Source organism: Streptomyces sp. NBC_00887 (assembly GCF_045207585.1).
This window is the reverse complement of record NZ_CP108788.1, coordinates 6,331,625-6,349,204: the sequence shown is the minus strand read 5'-3', so window position 1 is coordinate 6,349,204 and position 17,580 is coordinate 6,331,625. Positions and strand designations below refer to the sequence as shown.

General features: G+C 69.7%; 17 protein-coding genes and 1 rRNA gene. 3 read left to right on the top strand and 15 right to left on the bottom strand.

Annotated features, from left to right (window positions below; genetic code table 11):
* Nucleotides 1-132: 132 nt before the first annotated feature.
* From hemB to OG844_RS29065, 6 genes are all read right to left on the bottom strand, one after another.
* The gene (gene hemB / locus OG844_RS29090) at nt 133-1,128 is read right to left on the bottom strand and encodes a porphobilinogen synthase (protein ID WP_406394245.1); all 996 of its coding nucleotides are present in this window, start codon (nt 1,126-1,128) and stop codon (nt 133-135) included.
* 158 nt (nt 1,129-1,286) lie between these two features.
* Nucleotides 1,287-2,954 carry a uroporphyrinogen-III synthase gene (locus OG844_RS29085; protein WP_406394244.1) on the bottom strand — a complete coding sequence of 556 codons (1,668 nt, stop codon included), beginning with the start codon at nt 2,952-2,954 and terminating at the stop codon, nt 1,287-1,289.
* Nucleotides 2,951-3,937 carry a hydroxymethylbilane synthase gene (gene hemC / locus OG844_RS29080; protein WP_406394242.1) on the bottom strand — a complete coding sequence of 329 codons (987 nt, stop codon included), beginning with the start codon at nt 3,935-3,937 and terminating at the stop codon, nt 2,951-2,953. Before hemC ends, OG844_RS29085 begins: the two co-directional genes overlap by 4 nt.
* Nucleotides 3,934-5,427 carry a glutamyl-tRNA reductase gene (locus OG844_RS29075; protein ID WP_406394240.1) on the bottom strand — a complete coding sequence of 498 codons (1,494 nt, stop codon included), beginning with the start codon at nt 5,425-5,427 and terminating at the stop codon, nt 3,934-3,936. Before OG844_RS29075 ends, hemC begins: the two co-directional genes overlap by 4 nt.
* Nucleotides 5,424-6,197 (bottom strand): redox-sensing transcriptional repressor Rex, encoded by a 774-nt coding sequence (locus tag OG844_RS29070; RefSeq protein ID WP_406394239.1) that lies wholly within the window; start codon nt 6,195-6,197, stop codon nt 5,424-5,426. The genes OG844_RS29075 and OG844_RS29070 overlap by 4 nt, the downstream gene beginning before the upstream one ends.
* A gap of 257 nt (nt 6,198-6,454) precedes the next feature.
* The gene (locus tag OG844_RS29065; protein ID WP_406394238.1) at nt 6,455-6,745 is read right to left on the bottom strand and encodes a glutaredoxin family protein; all 291 of its coding nucleotides are present in this window, start codon (nt 6,743-6,745) and stop codon (nt 6,455-6,457) included.
* 126 nt (nt 6,746-6,871) lie between these two features.
* On the opposite strand from OG844_RS29065, the gene OG844_RS29060 reads away from it, so the two are divergent.
* The 3 genes from OG844_RS29060 (at nt 6,872) to OG844_RS29050 (ending at nt 10,465) form a co-directional block, all read left to right on the top strand.
* Complete coding sequence (locus OG844_RS29060; protein ID WP_406394237.1) at nt 6,872-7,834, top strand: HAD family hydrolase; 963 nt, start codon at nt 6,872-6,874, stop codon at nt 7,832-7,834.
* Between the two features lie 441 nt (nt 7,835-8,275).
* On the top strand, nt 8,276-9,052 hold the full coding sequence (locus tag OG844_RS29055) for an ECF subfamily RNA polymerase sigma factor, BldN family (RefSeq protein WP_329209862.1): 777 nt from the start codon (nt 8,276-8,278) through the stop codon (nt 9,050-9,052).
* Nucleotides 9,053-9,286: 234 nt separating this feature from the next.
* Nucleotides 9,287-10,465 carry a DUF5667 domain-containing protein gene (locus OG844_RS29050; RefSeq protein WP_406394236.1) on the top strand — a complete coding sequence of 393 codons (1,179 nt, stop codon included), beginning with the start codon at nt 9,287-9,289 and terminating at the stop codon, nt 10,463-10,465.
* A 73-nt stretch (nt 10,466-10,538) separates the two neighbouring features.
* Here the strand turns inward: OG844_RS29050 and OG844_RS29045 are convergent, their stop codons facing one another.
* The 9 genes from OG844_RS29045 to rrf all read right to left on the bottom strand — a co-directional run bounded on the left by OG844_RS29045 (nt 10,539) and on the right by rrf (nt 17,529).
* Nucleotides 10,539-11,588 carry a lysophospholipid acyltransferase family protein gene (locus OG844_RS29045; protein ID WP_406394234.1) on the bottom strand — a complete coding sequence of 350 codons (1,050 nt, stop codon included), beginning with the start codon at nt 11,586-11,588 and terminating at the stop codon, nt 10,539-10,541.
* Nucleotides 11,589-11,604: 16 nt separating this feature from the next.
* A complete protein-coding gene (locus OG844_RS29040; protein WP_406394233.1) occupies nt 11,605-12,687 on the bottom strand; it encodes an NAD-dependent epimerase/dehydratase family protein in 1,083 nt (360 codons plus the stop codon).
* 179 nt (nt 12,688-12,866) lie between these two features.
* On the bottom strand, nt 12,867-12,965 hold the full coding sequence (locus OG844_RS29035; RefSeq protein ID WP_003948845.1) for a 30S ribosomal protein bS22: 99 nt from the start codon (nt 12,963-12,965) through the stop codon (nt 12,867-12,869).
* A 110-nt stretch (nt 12,966-13,075) separates the two neighbouring features.
* The gene (locus tag OG844_RS29030) at nt 13,076-13,288 is read right to left on the bottom strand and encodes a helix-turn-helix domain-containing protein (RefSeq protein ID WP_014046653.1); all 213 of its coding nucleotides are present in this window, start codon (nt 13,286-13,288) and stop codon (nt 13,076-13,078) included.
* Nucleotides 13,289-13,416: 128 nt separating this feature from the next.
* Complete coding sequence (locus tag OG844_RS29025; RefSeq protein WP_406394231.1) at nt 13,417-14,232, bottom strand: phosphatase; 816 nt, start codon at nt 14,230-14,232, stop codon at nt 13,417-13,419.
* Nucleotides 14,233-14,308: 76 nt separating this feature from the next.
* On the bottom strand, nt 14,309-15,481 hold the full coding sequence (locus OG844_RS29020) for an acetoin utilization protein AcuC (RefSeq protein WP_351181506.1): 1,173 nt from the start codon (nt 15,479-15,481) through the stop codon (nt 14,309-14,311).
* Nucleotides 15,450-16,649: an MFS transporter gene (locus OG844_RS29015; protein WP_406394230.1), complete on the bottom strand. Its 1,200-nt coding sequence runs from the start codon at nt 16,647-16,649 to the stop codon at nt 15,450-15,452. The genes OG844_RS29020 and OG844_RS29015 overlap by 32 nt, the downstream gene beginning before the upstream one ends.
* A 43-nt stretch (nt 16,650-16,692) precedes the next feature.
* Nucleotides 16,693-17,340: an HAD family hydrolase gene (locus OG844_RS29010; protein ID WP_406394228.1), complete on the bottom strand. Its 648-nt coding sequence runs from the start codon at nt 17,338-17,340 to the stop codon at nt 16,693-16,695.
* Between the two features lie 72 nt (nt 17,341-17,412).
* Nucleotides 17,413-17,529, bottom strand: a 5S ribosomal RNA gene (rrf, locus tag OG844_RS29005).
* Between the last annotated feature and the right edge of the window lie 51 nt (nt 17,530-17,580).

Sequence of the window (17,580 nt, the reverse complement as noted above, 5' to 3'; positions counted from 1 at the left end):
CTCCCCGTCGGAATGTGAAGCTCTATCGGTGCGCAGATAGTGAGAAGCCGGGTTCTCACAACCGCGTCAGAGTTCTTCATGGCAGTGAAAAGCGGGCCACGGTCTGCCGTGACCCGCTCCAGCCCTCCGATTTCAGCGCCCCAGCCGCTGCGCGACCTCCGTCGCCCAGTACGTCAGGATCATCTGCGCACCCGCACGCCGGATCCCCGTCAGGCTCTCCAGGATCGCCGCGTCCCGGTCGATCCAGCCCTTCTCCGCGGCGGCCTCGATCATCGCGTACTCACCGCTGATCTGGTACGCCGCCACCGGCACGTCCACCGCGTCGGCGACCTTCGCGAGGATGTCCAGGTACGGTCCGGCGGGCTTGACCATGACCATGTCGGCGCCCTCCTCCAGGTCGAGCGCCAGCTCGCGCATCGACTCACGGATGTTCGCCGGGTCCTGCTGGTACGTCTTGCGGTCGCCCTTGAGCGAGGAGCCCACCGCCTCACGGAACGGCCCGTAGAACGCGGAGGAGTACTTCGCGGTGTAGGCGAGGATCGACACGTCCTCGTACCCGGTCTGGTCCAGCGCGTCGCGGATCACCCCGACCTGGCCGTCCATCATGCCGCTGGGACCCACCACATGGGCGCCCGCGTCCGCCTGGACCTGGGCCATCTCGGCGTATCGCTCCAGCGTGGCGTCGTTGTCGACGCGGCCGTCCTCGGTCAGCACCCCGCAGTGGCCGTGGTCGGTGTACTCGTCCAGACAGAGGTCGGACATGACCACGAGGTCGTCGCCCACCTCTTCCCGTACCGCCCGCAGAGCGACCTGGAGGATGCCGTCCGGGTCGGTGCCCGCGGTGCCGCGGGCGTCCTTCTTCTCGTCCAGCGGGACACCGAAGAGCATGATCCCGGAGACCCCGGCCGCGACCGCGTCGACCGCGGCCTTCCGCAGGGTGTCCAGGGTGTGCTGCTGCACGCCGGGCATGGCCGAGATGGCGACCGGGGAGTCGATGCCCTCACGCACGAACGCGGGAAGGATCAGATTCGCGGGGTCCAGCCTGGTCTCGGCGACCATGCGCCGCATGACGGGCGTCGTCCGCAGCCGCCGGGGCCGCGAGCCGGGGAAGTTTCCGTAATCGGTCATCCTCCGAGACTAGACCCGCACACATCACCGGTTTACCGACAGCCGAGCCGGTAAACCGGGCCCGGCAAGCAGCGGGCGGAGAACACTGCCGCCCCACGGACAGCGGGCCCGGCCGCTTCACGAGGAAGCAGCCGGGCCCGCACATCCGGTACCGACACTCAGGTGGTCGTCCGACGGCGTCTCGCGCCCGGGCGCCGCTCGCTCGGACGCGTCACCGGGTCGCCTGCCTCCTTGGCCGCGTCCCGGCGCTGCGCACCGAAGTCCGCCAGCGCCTGGGCCAGCTTGTGGACCGACGGCTCCGGAGACAGGACGTCGACCCGCAGGCCGTGCTCCTCGGCGGTCTTCGCCGTGGCGGGACCGATGCACGCGATCACCGTCACGTTGTGCGGCTTGCCCGCGATGCCGACCAGGTTGCGGACCGTCGAGGACGAGGTGAAGAGCACCGCGTCGAAGCCGCCGCCCTTGATCGCCTCACGGGTGTCGGCCGGCGGCGGCGAGGCGCGGACCGTGCGGTACGCGGTGACGTCGTCGACCTCCCAGCCGAGCTCGATCAGCCCGGCCACCAGCGTCTCCGTGGCGATGTCTGCACGCGGCAGGAACACCCGGTCGATCGGGTCGAAGACCGGATCGTAGGGCGGCCAGTCCTCCAGCAGACCGGCGGCGGACTGCTCGCCGGAAGGCACCAGATCCGGCTTCACACCGAAGTCGACCAGCGCGGCGGCAGTCTGCTCACCGACGGCCGCGACCTTGATCCCCGCGAAGGCACGGGCGTCGAGCCCGTACTCCTCGAACTTCTCCCGTACGGCCTTCACCGCGTTCACCGAGGTGAAGGCGATCCACTCGTACCGGCCCGTGACCAGGCCCTTGACCGCGCGCTCCATCTGCTGGGGCGTACGCGGCGGCTCGACGGCGATCGTCGGGACCTCGTGCGGGACGGCACCGTACGAACGCAGCTGGTCGGAGAGCGACGCCGCCTGCTCCTTCGTACGCGGTACGAGCACCTTCCAGCCGAACAGCGGCTTGGACTCGAACCACGCGAGCTGGTCGCGCTGGGCGGCAGAGCTTCGCTCCCCGACCACGGCTATGACGGGCTGGTGCCCGTCCGGCGAGGGGAGGACCTTGGCCTGCTTGAGGACCTGGGCGATCGTCCCGAGCGTCGCCGTCCAGGTGCGCTGGCGCGTCGTCGTTCCCGCGATCGTCACCGTCAGCGGGGTGTCGGGCTTGCGGCCCGCCGAGACCAGCTCCCCCGCGGCCGCGGCCACCGAGTCGAGCGACGTGGACACGACGGCCGTCGCGTCGCTCGCGCCGACCTCGGACCAGCAGCGGTCCGAGGCGGTACGGGCGTCGACGAAACGCACGTCGGCGCCCTGCGCGTCACGCAGCGGCACACCGGCGTACGCGGACACGCCGACGGCGTTCGCCACACCGGGAACGACCTCGAAAGGCACGCCCGCTGCGGCGCAGGCGAGCATCTCCACGCCCGTGTTGCCGTCCAGGCCGGGGTCGCCGGCGACGGCACGGACAACCCGCCTGCCACCCTTCGCGGCCTCCATGACAAGATTGGCGGCGTCCCTGAGAACGGGTACCCCGACGGCTGTTGACGCCATGTCAACAACCGTCAGCTCAGGGGTGCTTACCCCTGCCCGCGCATGGCAGCGAACGACGTCGAGAACGTCGGGTTCGGCCACAAGGACGTCCGCGCTCGCGAGCGCCTCGACGGCGCGCAGGGTCAGCAGTCCCGGGTCGCCGGGACCGGCGCCGAGGAAGGTGACGTGCCCTGCGGACAGGACCGGAAAATCGGATGCGGCGGGGCCGTTGGGGCTCAAAGTGCTCGCTCCCCCATAAGACCGGCCGCACCCTTGGCAAGCATCTCGGTCGCGAGCTCGCGACCGAGGGCCGCCGCGTCGTCGTGCGACGTGGGGACGGGACCGGTGATGGACAGCTGCACCATGGAAGCGCCGTCGGTGGAACCGACGACACCGCGCAGGCGCAGTTCGTTGACAGTCTGCCCGTCGACCAGGAGGTCGGCCAGCGCACCCACAGGTGCGGAACAGCCGGCCTCCAGGGCGGCGAGCAGGGCGCGCTCGGCGGTCACGGCGACCCGGGTGTACGGGTCGTCGAGCTCGGCGAGCGCTGCGGCGAGGTCCGCGCTGGTTGCAGCGCATTCGATCGCCAGTGCTCCCTGACCGGGAGCAGGCAGGACGGTGTCGACCGGCAGGAAGTCGGTCACCTCACCGGTCCGGCCGAGGCGGCTGAGCCCTGCGGCGGCGAGTACCACCGCGTCCAGCTCCCCGCTCCGTACCAAACCGATACGCGTATCGACGTTGCCCCGTATCGCCACGGTCTCGATGTCGAGGCCGTGCGACCGGGCGTACGCGTTGAGCTGCGCCATGCGGCGCGGCGAGCCGGTGCCGATACGGGCACCGGACGGCAGTTGCGCGAAGGTCAGCCCGTCCCGGGCCACCAGTACGTCGCGCGGATCCTCGCGCTCCGGTACGGCGGCCAGGACGAGGCCCTCCGGCTGTGCGGTCGGCAGGTCCTTGAGCGAGTGGACGGCGAAGTCCACCTCGCCGCGCAGCAGCGCCTCGCGCAGCGCGACGACGAACACGCCGGTCCCGCCGATCTGCGCCAGGTGCTCGCGGGACGTGTCGCCGTACGTGGTGATCTCGACGAGCTCGACGGCGCGCCCGGTCACCTCACGGACCGCATCAGCGACCATGCCGGACTGCGCCATGGCTAGCTTGCTGCGCCGGGTGCCGAGCCGGAGCGGCTTCGTGGTCTCCCCACCCAGGGGTGAGTTGTCGGTCATGACCGCCCTCTATTCGGGTCGTTCAGGTCTGCCCGGGAGACGGCGGCCACCGTCTGCGGGTCGAGGTCGAAGAGTTCGCGCAGCGCATCGGCGTACCCGGCGCCACCGGGCTCGCTGGCGAGCTGCTTGACCCGCACGGTGGGCGCGTGCAGGAGCTTGTCGACGACGCGGCGCACGGTCTGCGTGATCTCGGCGCGCTGCTTCTCGTCCAGGTCGGGGAGGCGTCCGTCGAGCCGCGCGATCTCGCCGGCCACCACATCGGCGGCCATGGTGCGCAGGGCGACGACGGTCGGGGTGATGTGGGCGGCACGCTGGGCGGCACCGAAGGCCGCCACCTCGTCGGCGACGATGGTGCGCACCTGGTCCACATCGGCGGCCATCGGGGCGTCCGCGGACGCCTCGGCGAGCGACTCGATGTCGACGAGGCGCACACCGTCGATGCGGTGGGCCGCCCCGTCGATGTCCCTCGGCATGGCGAGGTCGAGCAGGGCGAGCCTCGCGGGGCCGGAGGCCGGGGCCTGCACGGGTACCCGGCGCACGGCCCGGTCCTGTGCGGCGGCGGTGGCGGAACCGTTCTCCACCCACGCGGCGTGCTGGTCCAGCTCTGCGGGGGCCTCTGCGGCGCGGGCCGCGGACGGCTCGGCGGCGGTGTCGAAGTCGACGCCGAGCGCCCCGGCGACGGCCTCGGCGGTCAGGACGAGCCCGGTCGCGCCGGTACAGGAGACGACCACATCGGCACGTGTCAGTTCGTCCGGCACTGCGGTCATTTCCACGGCCCGTGCCGTGGCCCCGCCGCTCTGGGCGAGGATCTCGACGAGCCGGTCGGCACGGCCCCGGGTCCGGTTGGCGACGACGATCTCGGCGACGCCCGTACGGACCAGGGTGGCGGCGGCCAGGGAGGACATGGAGCCCGCGCCGATCACCAGGGCGCGCTTGCCCGCGGCCCATTCGGTGACCTCGGTACCGTCCGCGAGCTGCTCGAGACCGAACGTCACGAGCGACTGCCCGGCCCGGTCGATCCCGGTCTCGCTGTGGGCGCGCTTGCCGACCCGCAGCGCCTGCTGGAACAGGTCGTTCAGCAGCCGTCCCGCGGTGTGGAGCTCCTGGCCCAGTGCGAGCGCGTCCTTGATCTGGCCGAGGATCTGGCCCTCGCCGACGACCATCGAGTCCAGCCCGCACGCCACCGAGAAGAGGTGGTGGACGGCACGGTCCTCGTAGTGCACATAGAGATAGGGAGTGAGCTCGTCCAGGCCGACACCGCTGTGCTGCGCGAGCAGCGTGGACAGCTCGGCGACCCCCGCGTGGAACTTGTCCACGTCCGCGTACAGCTCGATGCGGTTACAGGTGGCCAGCACCGCTCCCTCGGTCGCGGGTTCCGCGGCGAGGGTGTCCTGGAGCAGCTTCGTCTGCGCCTCGGGCGACAGCGACGCCCGCTCCAGCACGGAGACGGGGGCGCTGCGGTGGCTCAGTCCTACGACAAGGAGGCTCATGCCGGCATCACGGCGGGCATGTCCCCGTCGGGTCCCTTCCGGCTCACGGGAGTGGCGCGCATCGGCGGCGCGTCGTCCGCGGCCTCGTCGCCTTCGGCGGCGGCTCCCTCACCGGCCTTGCGCTGCTCGTGGAAGGCGAGGATCTGCAACTCGATCGAGAGGTCGACCTTGCGCACATCGACGCCTTCGGGCACGGAGAGCACGGTCGGCGCGAAGTTCAGGATGGAGGTCACACCCGCGGCGACGAGCCGGTCGCAGACCTGCTGGGCCGCGCCGGGCGGAGTGGTGATGACACCGATCGACACACCGTTGTCGCTGATGATCCGGTCCAGGTCGTCGGTGTGCTGGACGGCGATGCCGGCGACGGGCGTACCCGCCATGGCGGGGTCGGCGTCGATCAGCGCGGCGACCCGGAAACCACGGGAGGCGAAGCCGCCGTAGTTGGCGAGCGCGGCGCCGAGGTTACCGATACCGACGATGGCGACCGGCCAGTCCTGGGTGAGCCCGAGTTCACGGGAGATCTGGTAGACGAGATACTCGACGTCGTACCCGACTCCACGCGTGCCGTAGGACCCCAGGTAGCTGAAGTCCTTGCGCAGCTTCGCGGAGTTGACCCCCGCCGCCGCCGCGAGCTCCTCGGAGGAGACCGTGGGCACCGAGCGCTCGGAGAGCGCCGTCAGTGCGCGGAGGTACAGCGGAAGCCGGGCGACGGTGGCCTCGGGAATTCCTCGGCTACGGGTCGCCGGTCGGTGAGTTCGGCCAGTTGCCACGGTGCTCCTGCGGGATGAGCGGGGCTGCAGGCGGCCGTATGTCCCAAGACCGCCCCGTCGAATGCAGGCTATGTCTTTGTGAACGCGTGCACAAAGATAGTGTCCGTTTTGTCTGGTCAAAGTGACCGGGGTCACGCATATTCCTCGCGCGATCCCAGAACCCGGGACCGCATCACCCCGTTGCGGGCTCGAAGGGGGCAAAGTGGTACACACTCCTCATGTCCACGCCCCCGAGACCACTCAAAACGCCCATGATGTTAACCGGGTTTCGACTGGGTACCCAGTGCCGTGCGCAACCTCGCCGGGTCCACCCGCCAGAACGTGTGCTGTTCGTCATCGATCAGGACCACCGGAATCTGCTCCCAGTACTCCTTGTAGAGGTCCTCGTCCTCGGTGATGTCCTTCTCCACCCAGGACGCGCCGGTCTCCTCACAGACGGCGCGCACCACCAGTCGCGCATCGTCACAGAGGTGACAGCCGGGCTTGCCCACGAGGGTCACCACCCGGTCGGCAGGCTTCTTCTTCGTACGCCGCAGCAAGGCACTCATGCCTCCATTCTGCGCCGCTCCGCACCGCTCCCGGGGTCACCCGTTTAACGCGGCGGTCCCGGAGAGTTCACACGGTCGCATCCCGCCAGGTCGGGAAGGACCGAACAGAATCGCTATGCTCACGGCATGGCCGCTCTTGGATGGCTCACCCCCCGCAGGCGCCCCGCGACAGCACGGAGCGTGCTGGCAGGCGAGGCAGCAGCCGAGGCAGCGCGGAAGTCGGCGCTTCCCGCCGACGAGTCCCTTCTTCCCGCAGACGCCGCGGATCTGCTGACCGCGGCCGAAAGGGCCGGGGAGCCCGTGTTCCCGGTGGCCGGGGACGACCGGGCCGCAGCCTTCTTCGACCTCGACAACACCGTGATGCAGGGCGCCGCGATCTTCCACTTCGGCCGCGGCCTCTACAAGCGGAAGTTCTTCCAGCGCCGCGAACTGACCCGGTTCGCCTGGCAGCAGGCCTGGTTCAGGCTGGCCGGCGTCGAGGACCCCGAACACATGCAGGACGCCCGCGACAGTGCCCTGTCCATCGTCAAGGGCCACCGCGTCTCCGAGCTGATGTCCATCGGCGAGGAGATCTACGACGAGTACATGGCCGACCGCATCTGGCCCGGCACGCGCGCCCTAGCCCAGGCCCACCTCGACGCGGGGCAGAAGGTCTGGCTGGTCACGGCCGCCCCGGTGGAGACCGCCACGATCATCGCCCGCCGCCTCGGCCTGACCGGCGCACTGGGCACCGTCGCCGAGTCGGTGGACGGCGTCTACACCGGCCGCCTGGTCGGCGAACCCCTGCACGGCCCGGCCAAGGCCGAAGCGGTACGCGCGCTGGCGGCGGCCGAGGGCCTGGACCTCGACCGCTGCGCGGCGTACAGCGACTCCCACAACGACATCCCGATGCTGTCGCTGGTCGGCCACCCGTACGCGATCAACCCGGACACCAAGCTCCGCAAGCACGCCCGCGCCCTGGACTGGCGTCTGCGCGACTACCGCACCGGCCGCAAGGCCGCCAAGGTCGGCATCCCGGCCGCCGCCGGTGTGGGCGCCCTGGCCGGAGGCACCGCGGCCGCGGTCGCACTCCACCGCCGCCGCCGCTGACCCTCCGCCGCGGTCCCGTCTCCACCGCCCGCCCCCAGCTGCCCCCGACCCGCCACCACTCCTGACCCGCCGCCCGCCTACGGCCCGAGGCCGCGGGCCGCAGGCCGCGGGCCACGCCCGGGGACGTACGGCCAATCGGGAGGGGGCGGCCGCCCGCACCCGCTCACCCCTCCGGCCAGTCGGATTGACGTCGAGCGACCACAACCCGTCGCCCCCGCAGGCAGATCACGAAGTATTTCGATCAATAAGCGGTCACGATGTGCGACTTACTCCGTCACTTAGAGGTTACAGAAGCGACGGAATCGGTGATTTGAGCAACTGGGTGTAGCCCGGCCTGTACGAAGCGTTATTCTCCTCAGACGCACAAGGAGCCCGCCACCCGCTACCACGAGTGACGGTTTTCGAACTGCACGTGATGGAAGCTCTGCCTCTGGGAGTCCCGTGTACCCACACGTCGGGGTTGACACCTCGGGCCTGGCTACGCTGCGCGCAACGGTCCTCGACCACTTGCGCGGCTTCGTCCCCACCGCGTACGCCGTCCCCGCATTTGCCACCCCTGCACCTGCCGGCCCTTGCTACGCGTTGGCCGAACGCAGCGCGGCGGTCGGAAGACGCAGCAACCGCGGCGCCACGACCACGTCAGCCGTTCGCCGGCCCACAGCCGACAGCGACAGCGCGCGCATGATGGATCTTGTCGAGCGCGCACAGGCCGGTGAGGCCGAGGCCTTCGGCCGCCTGTACGACCAGTACAGCGACACCGTGTACCGGTACATCTACTACCGCGTGGGAGGGAAGGCGACAGCGGAGGACCTCACCAGCGAGACGTTCCTGCGCGCCCTCCGCCGCATCTCCACCTTTACCTGGCAGGGCCGCGACTTCGGTGCCTGGCTGGTCACGATCGCCCGGAACCTTGTCGCCGACCACTTCAAATCCAGTCGCTTCCGACTGGAAGTGACCACCGGCGAAATGCTCGACGCGAACGAGGTCGCGCGCAGTCCCGAGGACTCCGTCCTGGAGTCCCTCTCCAACGCCGCACTGCTGCAAGCCGTGCGACGACTCAATCCACAACAGCAGGAGTGCGTCACCCTCCGGTTCCTGCAAGGGCTCTCGGTCGCCGAGACGGCCCGCGTCATGGGCAAGAACGAGGGCGCGATCAAAACCCTGCAGTACCGCGCCGTCCGAACACTCGCCCGACTCCTGCCCGACGACGCCCGTTGAGATCACCTCGGATGACGGACGAGATCACCATTGGTGACGGGTACGTGACACACTGGTCCGATCATCCTTCGTCCGTAACCCAAACGCCGCGCCACTCGTTGTGCCGGATGCAGGCCCCCTGTCGTCGCACCGCGACCCGTAGTCCACTCGCTCGATCGTGTGGAAACGCGTCTGGTGCGCAACCTTCCGGACGCTCAGGGGAGTCGACCGTCATGACGAGAGGAGGTGCCGCCAGTGATCGCAAACGTTTCGGCACACCGGCGGGCGAACGCCTTCGCCCAGGCCCTGGAGGAGCAGTCGCCCCAGGGTGCGGCGGCCGTACAGCCCGAGGAACCGGCCGAACCGGCCGACCACGGAACGCTGTTGGCCCTGGCGAACGGCCTCGGTGAGCTACCGAAGCCGCAATTGGATCCAGAGGTCAAAGTGGTGCAGCGAGCCCAGCTCGTCGCTGCCATGGAGACCATGTTCGCCGAGGGCGGGGCGTCCACGGGCCCTACCGTGCCCGAACAACGGGGCAGGGGAACCCACCGGGCCTCCCCGCTCCGGAAATTGCGCCCCCGCTCCCGCTGGGCGAAGGGACTCACCGCGGGGGGACTCACCGTCGGTGTGGCCGCAGGAGCTTTCGGCGGAGTGGCCGCTGCCAGTTCCGACGCCCTGCCGGGTGATTCCCTCTACGGGCTGAAGCGCGGCATGGAGGACATCAATCTCACCATGGCCAACGGCGATGCCGACCGGGGCGAGGTCTACCTCGACCAGGCATCGACCCGCCTCAGCGAAGCCCGCCGCCTCATGGAGCGGGCCCGCTCGGGCGAGATGGACCACGAATCACTGGGGGAGGTCAGACGCACGCTCAACGGCATGACGCACGACGCCACCGAGGGACACCGGCTGCTCCACTCCGCCTACCAGCGGGACGGCTCCATCGGGCCGATCCAGACACTGGACTCCTTCTCCCGCTCGCACCGCGAGAGCTGGAGCAGTCTCCGTGGCCGGCTGCCCGTCCAACTGGCCGACATCGGCGACAAGGTCAGCTCCGTCTTCGACGCCATGGACCAGGAGGTCGCGCCGCTCCAGGCCCTGCTTCCCCGTACCCCGGGCACGAGCGAGGAAGGGACGCAGCCCGAATCCCCGGACGGCACCGGCCCCTCCGGCACGGACCGCCCGGCACCCTCGTCCACCGCCCCGGACGGCAGCACCACGCCCAAGCCCTCCGGATCCGGCAGCACTCCGGCCGACGGCCTGATCAACGGCGGTACGGACGGCTTGCTCGACGACCTCCCGACGGACGACGGCACCCCGTCGTCCCCGGGTGGGGAGGACGGCGCGTCCGAAGCGCCGGATGTGACCCTGCCGCCCCTTCTCCCCGGTCTGCTCCCGGGCCTGGGCATCGACGGCGAGGACCTCAGGCCGTAGACGAGGCACAGGAGAGCGCGTGTGAAGGGGGGGCCGTCCGGATCCGGACGGCCCCCCCTTCACATGCGCTGCATCAGAAGAAGACCGACCTGCGCTGCACGAGCAGCTTGTACAGCGTGTGCTGGATCTGCTCCCGCACCTGGTCCGTCAGGTTGAACATCAGCATCGGGTCCTCCGCCGCCTCCGGCGGATACCCGTCCGTCGGAATCGGCTCCCCGAACTGGATCGTCCACTTCGTCGGCAGCGGCACCGCACCCAGCGGTCCCAGCCACGGAAACGTCGGCGTGATCGGGAAGTACGGAACGCCCAGGACCCGCGCCAGCGTCTTCGAGTTGCCGATCATCGGATAGATCTCCTCCGCGCCGACGATCGAGCACGGCACGATCGGCACCCCGGCCCGCAGCGCCGTCGACACGAAGCCGCCCCGCCCGAAGCGCTGCAGCTTGTACCGCTCGCCGAACGGCTTGCCGATGCCCTTGAAGCCCTCCGGCATCACCCCGACGACCTCGCCGCGCTGCAGGAGCCGTTCCGCGTCCTCCGCACACGCCAGCGTGTGCCCGGCCTTCCTGGCCAGCTCGTTGACCACGGGCAGCATGAAGACCAGATCGGCGGCGAGCAGCCGCAGGTGCCGCTCGGCCGGGTGGTTGTCGTGCACCGCGACCTGGAGCATCAGCCCGTCCAGCGGAAGCGTTCCCGAGTGGTTCGCGACGATGAGCGCTCCGCCGTCCGACGGAATGTTCTCGATGCCCTTCACCTCGACCCGGAAGTACGTGTCCGCGAGGGGCCGCAGCATCGACATGAGGACCTGGTCGGTCAGCTCCTTGTCGTAGCCGAACTCGTCGACGTCGTAGTCGCCCGTGACGCGCCGTCGCAGGAACGCGAGCCCACCCGCGATCCGCCGGTCCCAGCCGGCGCGCCCGGAGACCTCGTGCGCCTCTTCCGGAGGCGCGGCCTCCTGCGCGTCCACCGCGGGCGCCTGTGATCCCCGCAGGGCGCTCACAGGCGCCGCACCGGGGCCGGCCGGGGCCTGGCCCCGCCCGCTCCCCGGCAGCACGCTCCTGCGCCGCGCAGCGCCTGAGCGCGAACGGTCGTCGTCGAACGGAATGACCTTGGCGTCCGCCATCGTCGGTCGCGCTCCTCTACCTGGCGCCGTGAGTCGAATGTGTCGCATCGGTCCCGCCCCCGACCGGCCCCCCGGCGAAAGGCAGGTCCGCCAGCCGCCCGACGGCCCTGCTCATCAACTCGGGCGGCAGCAGCCCCGGTCCACGGCTGCGCGCGAACTCGGCGAAGGTCTCCGCGGTCGTGAACCTGGGGCGGAAACCCAGCGTCTCGCGCATCTGCACGGTCGAGACCACCCTGCCGTGGGTGAGCAGCCGGATCTGTTCCGGCGAGAAGTCGGTCATACCGATCGTGCGGAGCGCCGAGCCGACCCACGTGACGGCGGGCAGCAGCACCGGAACGGTCGGCCGGCCCAGCCGCCGCGAGCACTGCGAGAGCAGCAGCACGCCGTCACCCGCGATGTTGAAGGTGCCGCTGTTCAGGGTCCCGCGCCGCGGTTCGCGGGCCGCGATCTCCAGGACCGTCATGACGTCGTCCTCATGGACGAACTGCAGCCGCGGGTCGTACCCGAAGACGGTCGGCAGGACGGGCAGGGCCAGGTAGTCGGCAAGCGGCGAGTCCGGCGCGGGGCCCAGGATGTTCGCGAACCGCAGCACGCAGACGGCGACGTCCGGCCTGCGGCGGGCGAAGCCGCGTACGTACCCCTCGACCTCCACCGCGTCCTTGGCGAAGCCCCCGCTGGGCAACGACTTGGGCGGGGTCGTCTCGGTGAAGACCGCGGGGTCGCGGGGCGCGGAGCCGTACACGCTCGTACTGGACTTGATCACGAGCCGCTGGACGGTCGGTGACTTCTGGCAGGCACCCAGCAGCTGCATGGTGCCGATGACGTTGGTCTCCTTGACCGTCGTCCGGCCGCCGGCGCCGAGCGCCTTCCCCGAGACATCCAGATGAACGACCGTGTCGACCGAGTGCTCGGCGAGGACCCTGGCGATCGCGGGCTGCCTGATGTCCGCCGTGACGAATTCGGCGTCACCCAATTGGTGCTCCGGCGCGACCGCGTCGACGGCGATCACCCGGTCCACACCGGGATCGCGCTGGATACGCCGTACGAAGCGGCCCCCCAGCTGCCGGGCCACTCCTGTGACGAGCACGATCTTCCCCAAGATCAGCGCCTTCCGTCGTTCGTTCGTCGAGCGGGGTCTTCCCCTGGCCGTCACCGTAGCCGGTGGATGTTGCCCTGTGATGACCCCATGGCGGGCTTTGCCGAAGTCATGGCCGGAAAAACACCGAAGCCCTTCCGCCGGAACGGCGGAAGGGCTTCGGATGCACGAACTGCGTTCGCCTACTTCTTGTTGCGACGCTGAACGCGCGTGCGCTTGAGCAGCTTGCGGTGCTTCTTCTTGGCCATCCGCTTACGCCGCTTCTTGATAACAGAGCCCACGACTACCCTCGCTCACTTCTTCTTCACTGGTGCGGGGCGTCTGGGCCCACACGACCTACGTCGGCCTAGCCTACCCGCCACTGGGTGAGGGGCGTAATCCGAGGGCAACGTCAGGCTGACTCCACCCCCACAAAGGACTCGCGGAGATACTCGTGAACCGCTTGCTCCGGGACCCGGAAGGACCTGCCCACCCGGATCGCCGGCAGATGACCGCTGTGCACCAAGCGGTACACGGTCATCTTCGACACTCGCATGACCGAGGCGACTTCCGCCACGGTCAGAAACTTGACCTCGTTGAGAGGCCTCTCGCTGCCAGCAGCCATGACCCACCTGTACCTTCCGCACGAGACGCGCACCGGCTTCCCCTCCGGTGACTCTTCGTCGTTGTGCGCTCACTCCCCAGATTAGGGGCGGGTGATGCGAGTGGGGAAGAGGTGAGACGACAGGCCGCCTACTGTGACAGACACGCCCGATTGAGTACATAGCGAGTAAGCGGGCGGTAGTAGTCCGACCGCACGGCGTCATCAAGCGGAACGGCGACGGACACCCGCCCCTCGGCCTCGCCCACGAAGAGCGCGGGATCATCCGTATCGGCGAGACCGATGGCCTCGATGCCCAGCTGACCTGCCCCGCAGACCCATCCATGGTCCCCGACCACCAGCTCGGGCAGAGCCCCGCAGGTCTCCACGATCCCCTCCAGCACGGCCCGAACCGGCAGCGGCGAATGGGTGTGTGCGCCGGTCGCACCACCGGGGGACCGCACGCCCGGTTCGCGCACCAGCGCGACTCCCCGTACGTAGTCGAGGTTGTACGTACGTACGCCGAACCGGGTCGTTATGTCGATACATCGGCCCTGCGCGGGGGTGAGCACAGCGCACCCTGCCGCCGACAAGGCGTCTGCCAGCCCTGCGTAGAACCCGAGCAGCCGGTGCGGATGACCGGTCCCGAACAGCACCGGAGCCCGCCTTTCCGCAGCCGCCCCGAGCCGCTCCGCGAACGCGTCCAAACCTGCCAGAGTCCGCTCCGGGTCGATCACATCAAGGCCGGAGACATGATCAGGATCGTCCGACACGCCGCACTTCTCCGCCATGAGCCGCAACAGGTCGCGCTCGCCCCAGACCCGGTCCGGATCGAGGCCCAGCATCACGCGCGGATCCCTCGCCGCGAAGAGCCGGTAGCTCTGCAGACTGTTCTGCCGCGAAGTGGCCACAGGCCCGGCCAGCCTGGCCGCCAGCAGATGGGCGCGCAGCGCCCCGGTGCTCAACACCCTCCCGATGCTCCCGCACCGGGCACACCGCAGCACCAAAACCCCGATTGCGCCCCACCGTTGGCGTAACCCGTACTCAGGCCAGCAGCCCTCGCAGCGGAAACGCCGCCCGCCTGGTCGCCAGCACCGCCTGGTCCAGCCGGTCCGCCGGGTCGTACCCGGCGTCCCACGACTGCCACGACGGGGTACGGCCGTCCGTCATCCGGGCCGGACCCAACTGCCGCGTCCGGGCGTAGACCTCGTCCCGCCACGACGACGGAATCACCGACTCCGGGTCCACCGGCGCATGGGCCGCGATCCCCACAAGATGCGTCCAGGACCGCGGAACCACATCGACCACCGCGTACCCGCCGCCGCCGAGCGCCACCCAGCGCCCGCCGTCCGTGTACTCGTGGGCGAGCTCGTGACACGACGCCATGACCGCACGCTGCGCATCCAGCGACACCGCCAGATGGGCCAATGGATCCTCGAAGTGCGTGTCGGCCCCGTGCTGGGTCACCAGCACCTGCGGCCGGAAGTCCGCCAGCAGCTCGGGCACCACCGAATGGAACGCCCGCAGCCACCCCGCGTCCCCCGTACCGGCGGGCAGCGCCACGTTCACCGCACCGCCCTCACCCGCCCCGCCACCGGTCTCCTCCGGCCACCCGGTCTGCGGGAACAACGTCCGCGGATGCTCGTGCAGCGACACGGTCAGCACCCTCGGGTCCTCCCAGAACGCGGCCTGCACTCCGTCCCCGTGGTGGACGTCCACATCGACGTACGCCACCCGTTCGGCCCCCAGCTCCAGCAACCGGGCAATGGCCAGCGCGGGATCGTTGTAGATGCAGAAGCCTGCGGCACCTCCCGGCATCGCATGGTGCAGCCCACCGGTGAAGTTCACGGCGTGCGCACTCTCCCCGCGCCACACCGCCTCCGCGGCCCCCACCGAAAGCCCGGCGATGAGCGCGGACGCCTCGTGCATCCCCGCGAAAGCTGGATCGTCCACCGTCCCCAGTCCGTACGACTGGTCGGCCGCCGCAGGATCCGCGGAGGCGGCCCGTACCGCCGCCACATAGTCCTCGCGGTGCACCAGCCGCAGGGTGGACGCACCGGCGGCCTTGGCCGATCTCACGTCCACCGCTGAATCGAGCCCGAAAGCCCGCACCAGCCCCATCGTCAGGTCGAGCCTGACCGGATCCATGGGATGACTGTCACCGAAGTCGTATCCCGATACTGCGTCATCCCACATCAGCCGCGCGCGCCCGCTCATGCCCGCCACCGTATCGGGCGGGCTCCGAGCCGAACGACCGGGCATACACGAGCGTCGCAAGAACCAGCACCATCGGTACGAGCATCGCGCCCCGATAGCTCCACGCGTCGCCGAGGCCCCCCACCAACGGCGATCCGACCAGGAACCCCACGTAGTTGAAGACGTTCAGCCGGGCGACAGCCACATCGCTCGCCCCCGGGAACATCCGTCCCGCGGCAGCGAAGGTCTGCGGCACGATCACACAGAGCCCCAGCCCCAGCATCGTGAACCCGAGCATCCCCCACCACGCCCCGGGCGCCACGGCAACCACCCCGAAGCCCCCCGCCGCCAGCACACTCCCGAACCGCACGACGGCCACCGCCCCGAACCGCCTCACCCCCAGGTCCCCCACCGCGCGACCCAGCAGCGTGGTCACCATGTAGACGTTGTACGGAACGGTCGCCAGCTGCTCCGAACTGCCCAGCACGTCCTGCAGGTACTTCGCACTCCAGTTGGAGACCGTGGAGTCCCCGATGTACGCGAAGGCCATCACCAGACAGAGCGGCATCAGCAGCTTGAACGGGACGGAACCGCCCTTCCCCGGACCCGCCGCCACTTCCTGCGCCGTCTTCCCCTCCGCGTACCACCGGCTCCCCAGCAGCGCAGCGGGCAGCAGGACGACCACGGCCGGCAGGTAGGACAGGAGCAACGACATATCCCAGTGCGCGCCTGCCCAGGCCATGGACGCCCCGGCTATGCCGCCCAGACTGTAGGCGGCATGGAACCCGAGCATGATGCTGCGCCCGTACGCCCGCTGAAGGCTCACACCCATCATGTTCATGGACGCGTCCAGCGCACCGACGGCGAGCCCGAACGCACCGAGCGCCAGGGCCACCTGCCACAACTCGGTGCCCGCACCCACACCCAGCAGCGCCAGCAGCACGACGGGCTGCGCCCACCTGAGCACGATCCCCGGCCGCACCCGCGCGACCACCTTCTCGGTGGCCACGCTGGCGACCCCCGCGAGGATCGGCACAGCGGCCAGGAAGGCGGGCAGCAGCCCGTCGGATATCCCGTACCGGTCCTGAATCGCGGGGATGCGCGTCACGAGCAGAGCAAAGGTCACCCCTTGCACCAGGAAGCTCAATGCCAGAGAAGCCCTGCCGTGCCGCAACCGCGCATCCGTCATGGCCGCGAGCGTAGAGCCATCGATCTACCCCTGGGTAGATCGATCAGGCAAGCAGTTTGGGCAGCTGCGACATGTCGGAGAAGTGCCCGGTGACCCCGACGAGCCGGTCCGCCGGCATCATCGAGGTGAATCCGTACACGTCCATCCCCGCGGCACGGGCCGCCTCGACGCCGAGCGGACTGTCCTCGATCACGACACACCGCTCGGGGGCGACGCCCATCCGTTCGGCGGCGTGGAGGAACAGGTCCGGTGCCGGCTTACCCCGCCCGACGTCCTCGGAGCTGAAGATCCACTCCTCCTCGAACCACTGGTCGAGCCCGGGCTTCCGGTGCCCGGCCGCGATCTTCCGGTGGCTCCCGGACGAGGCGACGCAGTACGCCACCCCGTCGGCGACGAGTTCGCCCAGCAGCTCCTCGACCCCGTCCACCGCGAGGATCTGCTCTTCCTGGAACGCGGCGAGCGTCCGGCGGTGCAGCTCCTCGTCGAAGTCCGCGGGCAGTTTCTGACCCGTCCGCTCCTCCACCAGATCGTGCACCCGGTGGACTGCGGCACCCATGTAGTCGCGGACAGACTCCTCGTACGAGGTGGGGTGACCGAGCTCGGTGAGGTAGCCGGCTAGGACGGTGTTGGAGATCGGCTCACTGTCGACGAGCACACCATCGTTGTCGAAGATGACCAGTTCGTAGCGCATGGTCCGACCCTAGACGCTCTGAACGCAGAAAAGCCCCGTGCCACAAGGGCACGGGGCTTTCCCGGAATAATTGTTCGGCGGCGTCCTACTCTCCCACAGGGTCCCCCCTGCAGTACCATCGGCGCTGAAAGGCTTAGCTTCCGGGTTCGGAATGTAACCGGGCGTTTCCCTAACGCAATGACCACCGAAACACTATGAAATTAACCAACACCGGATGAAAACACGGCCGTTCGTTATTTC

Excerpts from the sequence above, each read along its gene's own strand:
- OG844_RS29010 (WP_406394228.1), bottom strand. The coding sequence starts at position 17,340 with ATGCGCTACGAACTGGTCATCTTCGACAACGATGGTGTGCTCGTCGAC.
- hemC (WP_406394242.1), bottom strand. The coding sequence starts at position 3,937 with ATGACCGACAACTCACCCCTGGGTGGGGAGACCACGAAGCCGCTCCGG.
- OG844_RS29065 (WP_406394238.1), bottom strand. The coding sequence starts at position 6,745 with ATGAGTGCCTTGCTGCGGCGTACGAAGAAGAAGCCTGCCGACCGGGTG.
- OG844_RS29075 (WP_406394240.1), bottom strand. The coding sequence starts at position 5,427 with ATGAGCCTCCTTGTCGTAGGACTGAGCCACCGCAGCGCCCCCGTCTCC.
- OG844_RS29060 (WP_406394237.1), top strand. The coding sequence starts at position 6,872 with ATGGCCGCTCTTGGATGGCTCACCCCCCGCAGGCGCCCCGCGACAGCA.
- hemB (WP_406394245.1), bottom strand. The coding sequence starts at position 1,128 with ATGACCGATTACGGAAACTTCCCCGGCTCGCGGCCCCGGCGGCTGCGG.
- OG844_RS29020 (WP_351181506.1), bottom strand. The coding sequence starts at position 15,481 with ATGAGCGGGCGCGCGCGGCTGATGTGGGATGACGCAGTATCGGGATAC.
- OG844_RS29045 (WP_406394234.1), bottom strand. The coding sequence starts at position 11,588 with ATGGCGGACGCCAAGGTCATTCCGTTCGACGACGACCGTTCGCGCTCA.
- OG844_RS29015 (WP_406394230.1), bottom strand. The coding sequence starts at position 16,649 with ATGACGGATGCGCGGTTGCGGCACGGCAGGGCTTCTCTGGCATTGAGC.
- OG844_RS29030 (WP_014046653.1), bottom strand. The coding sequence starts at position 13,288 with ATGGCTGCTGGCAGCGAGAGGCCTCTCAACGAGGTCAAGTTTCTGACC.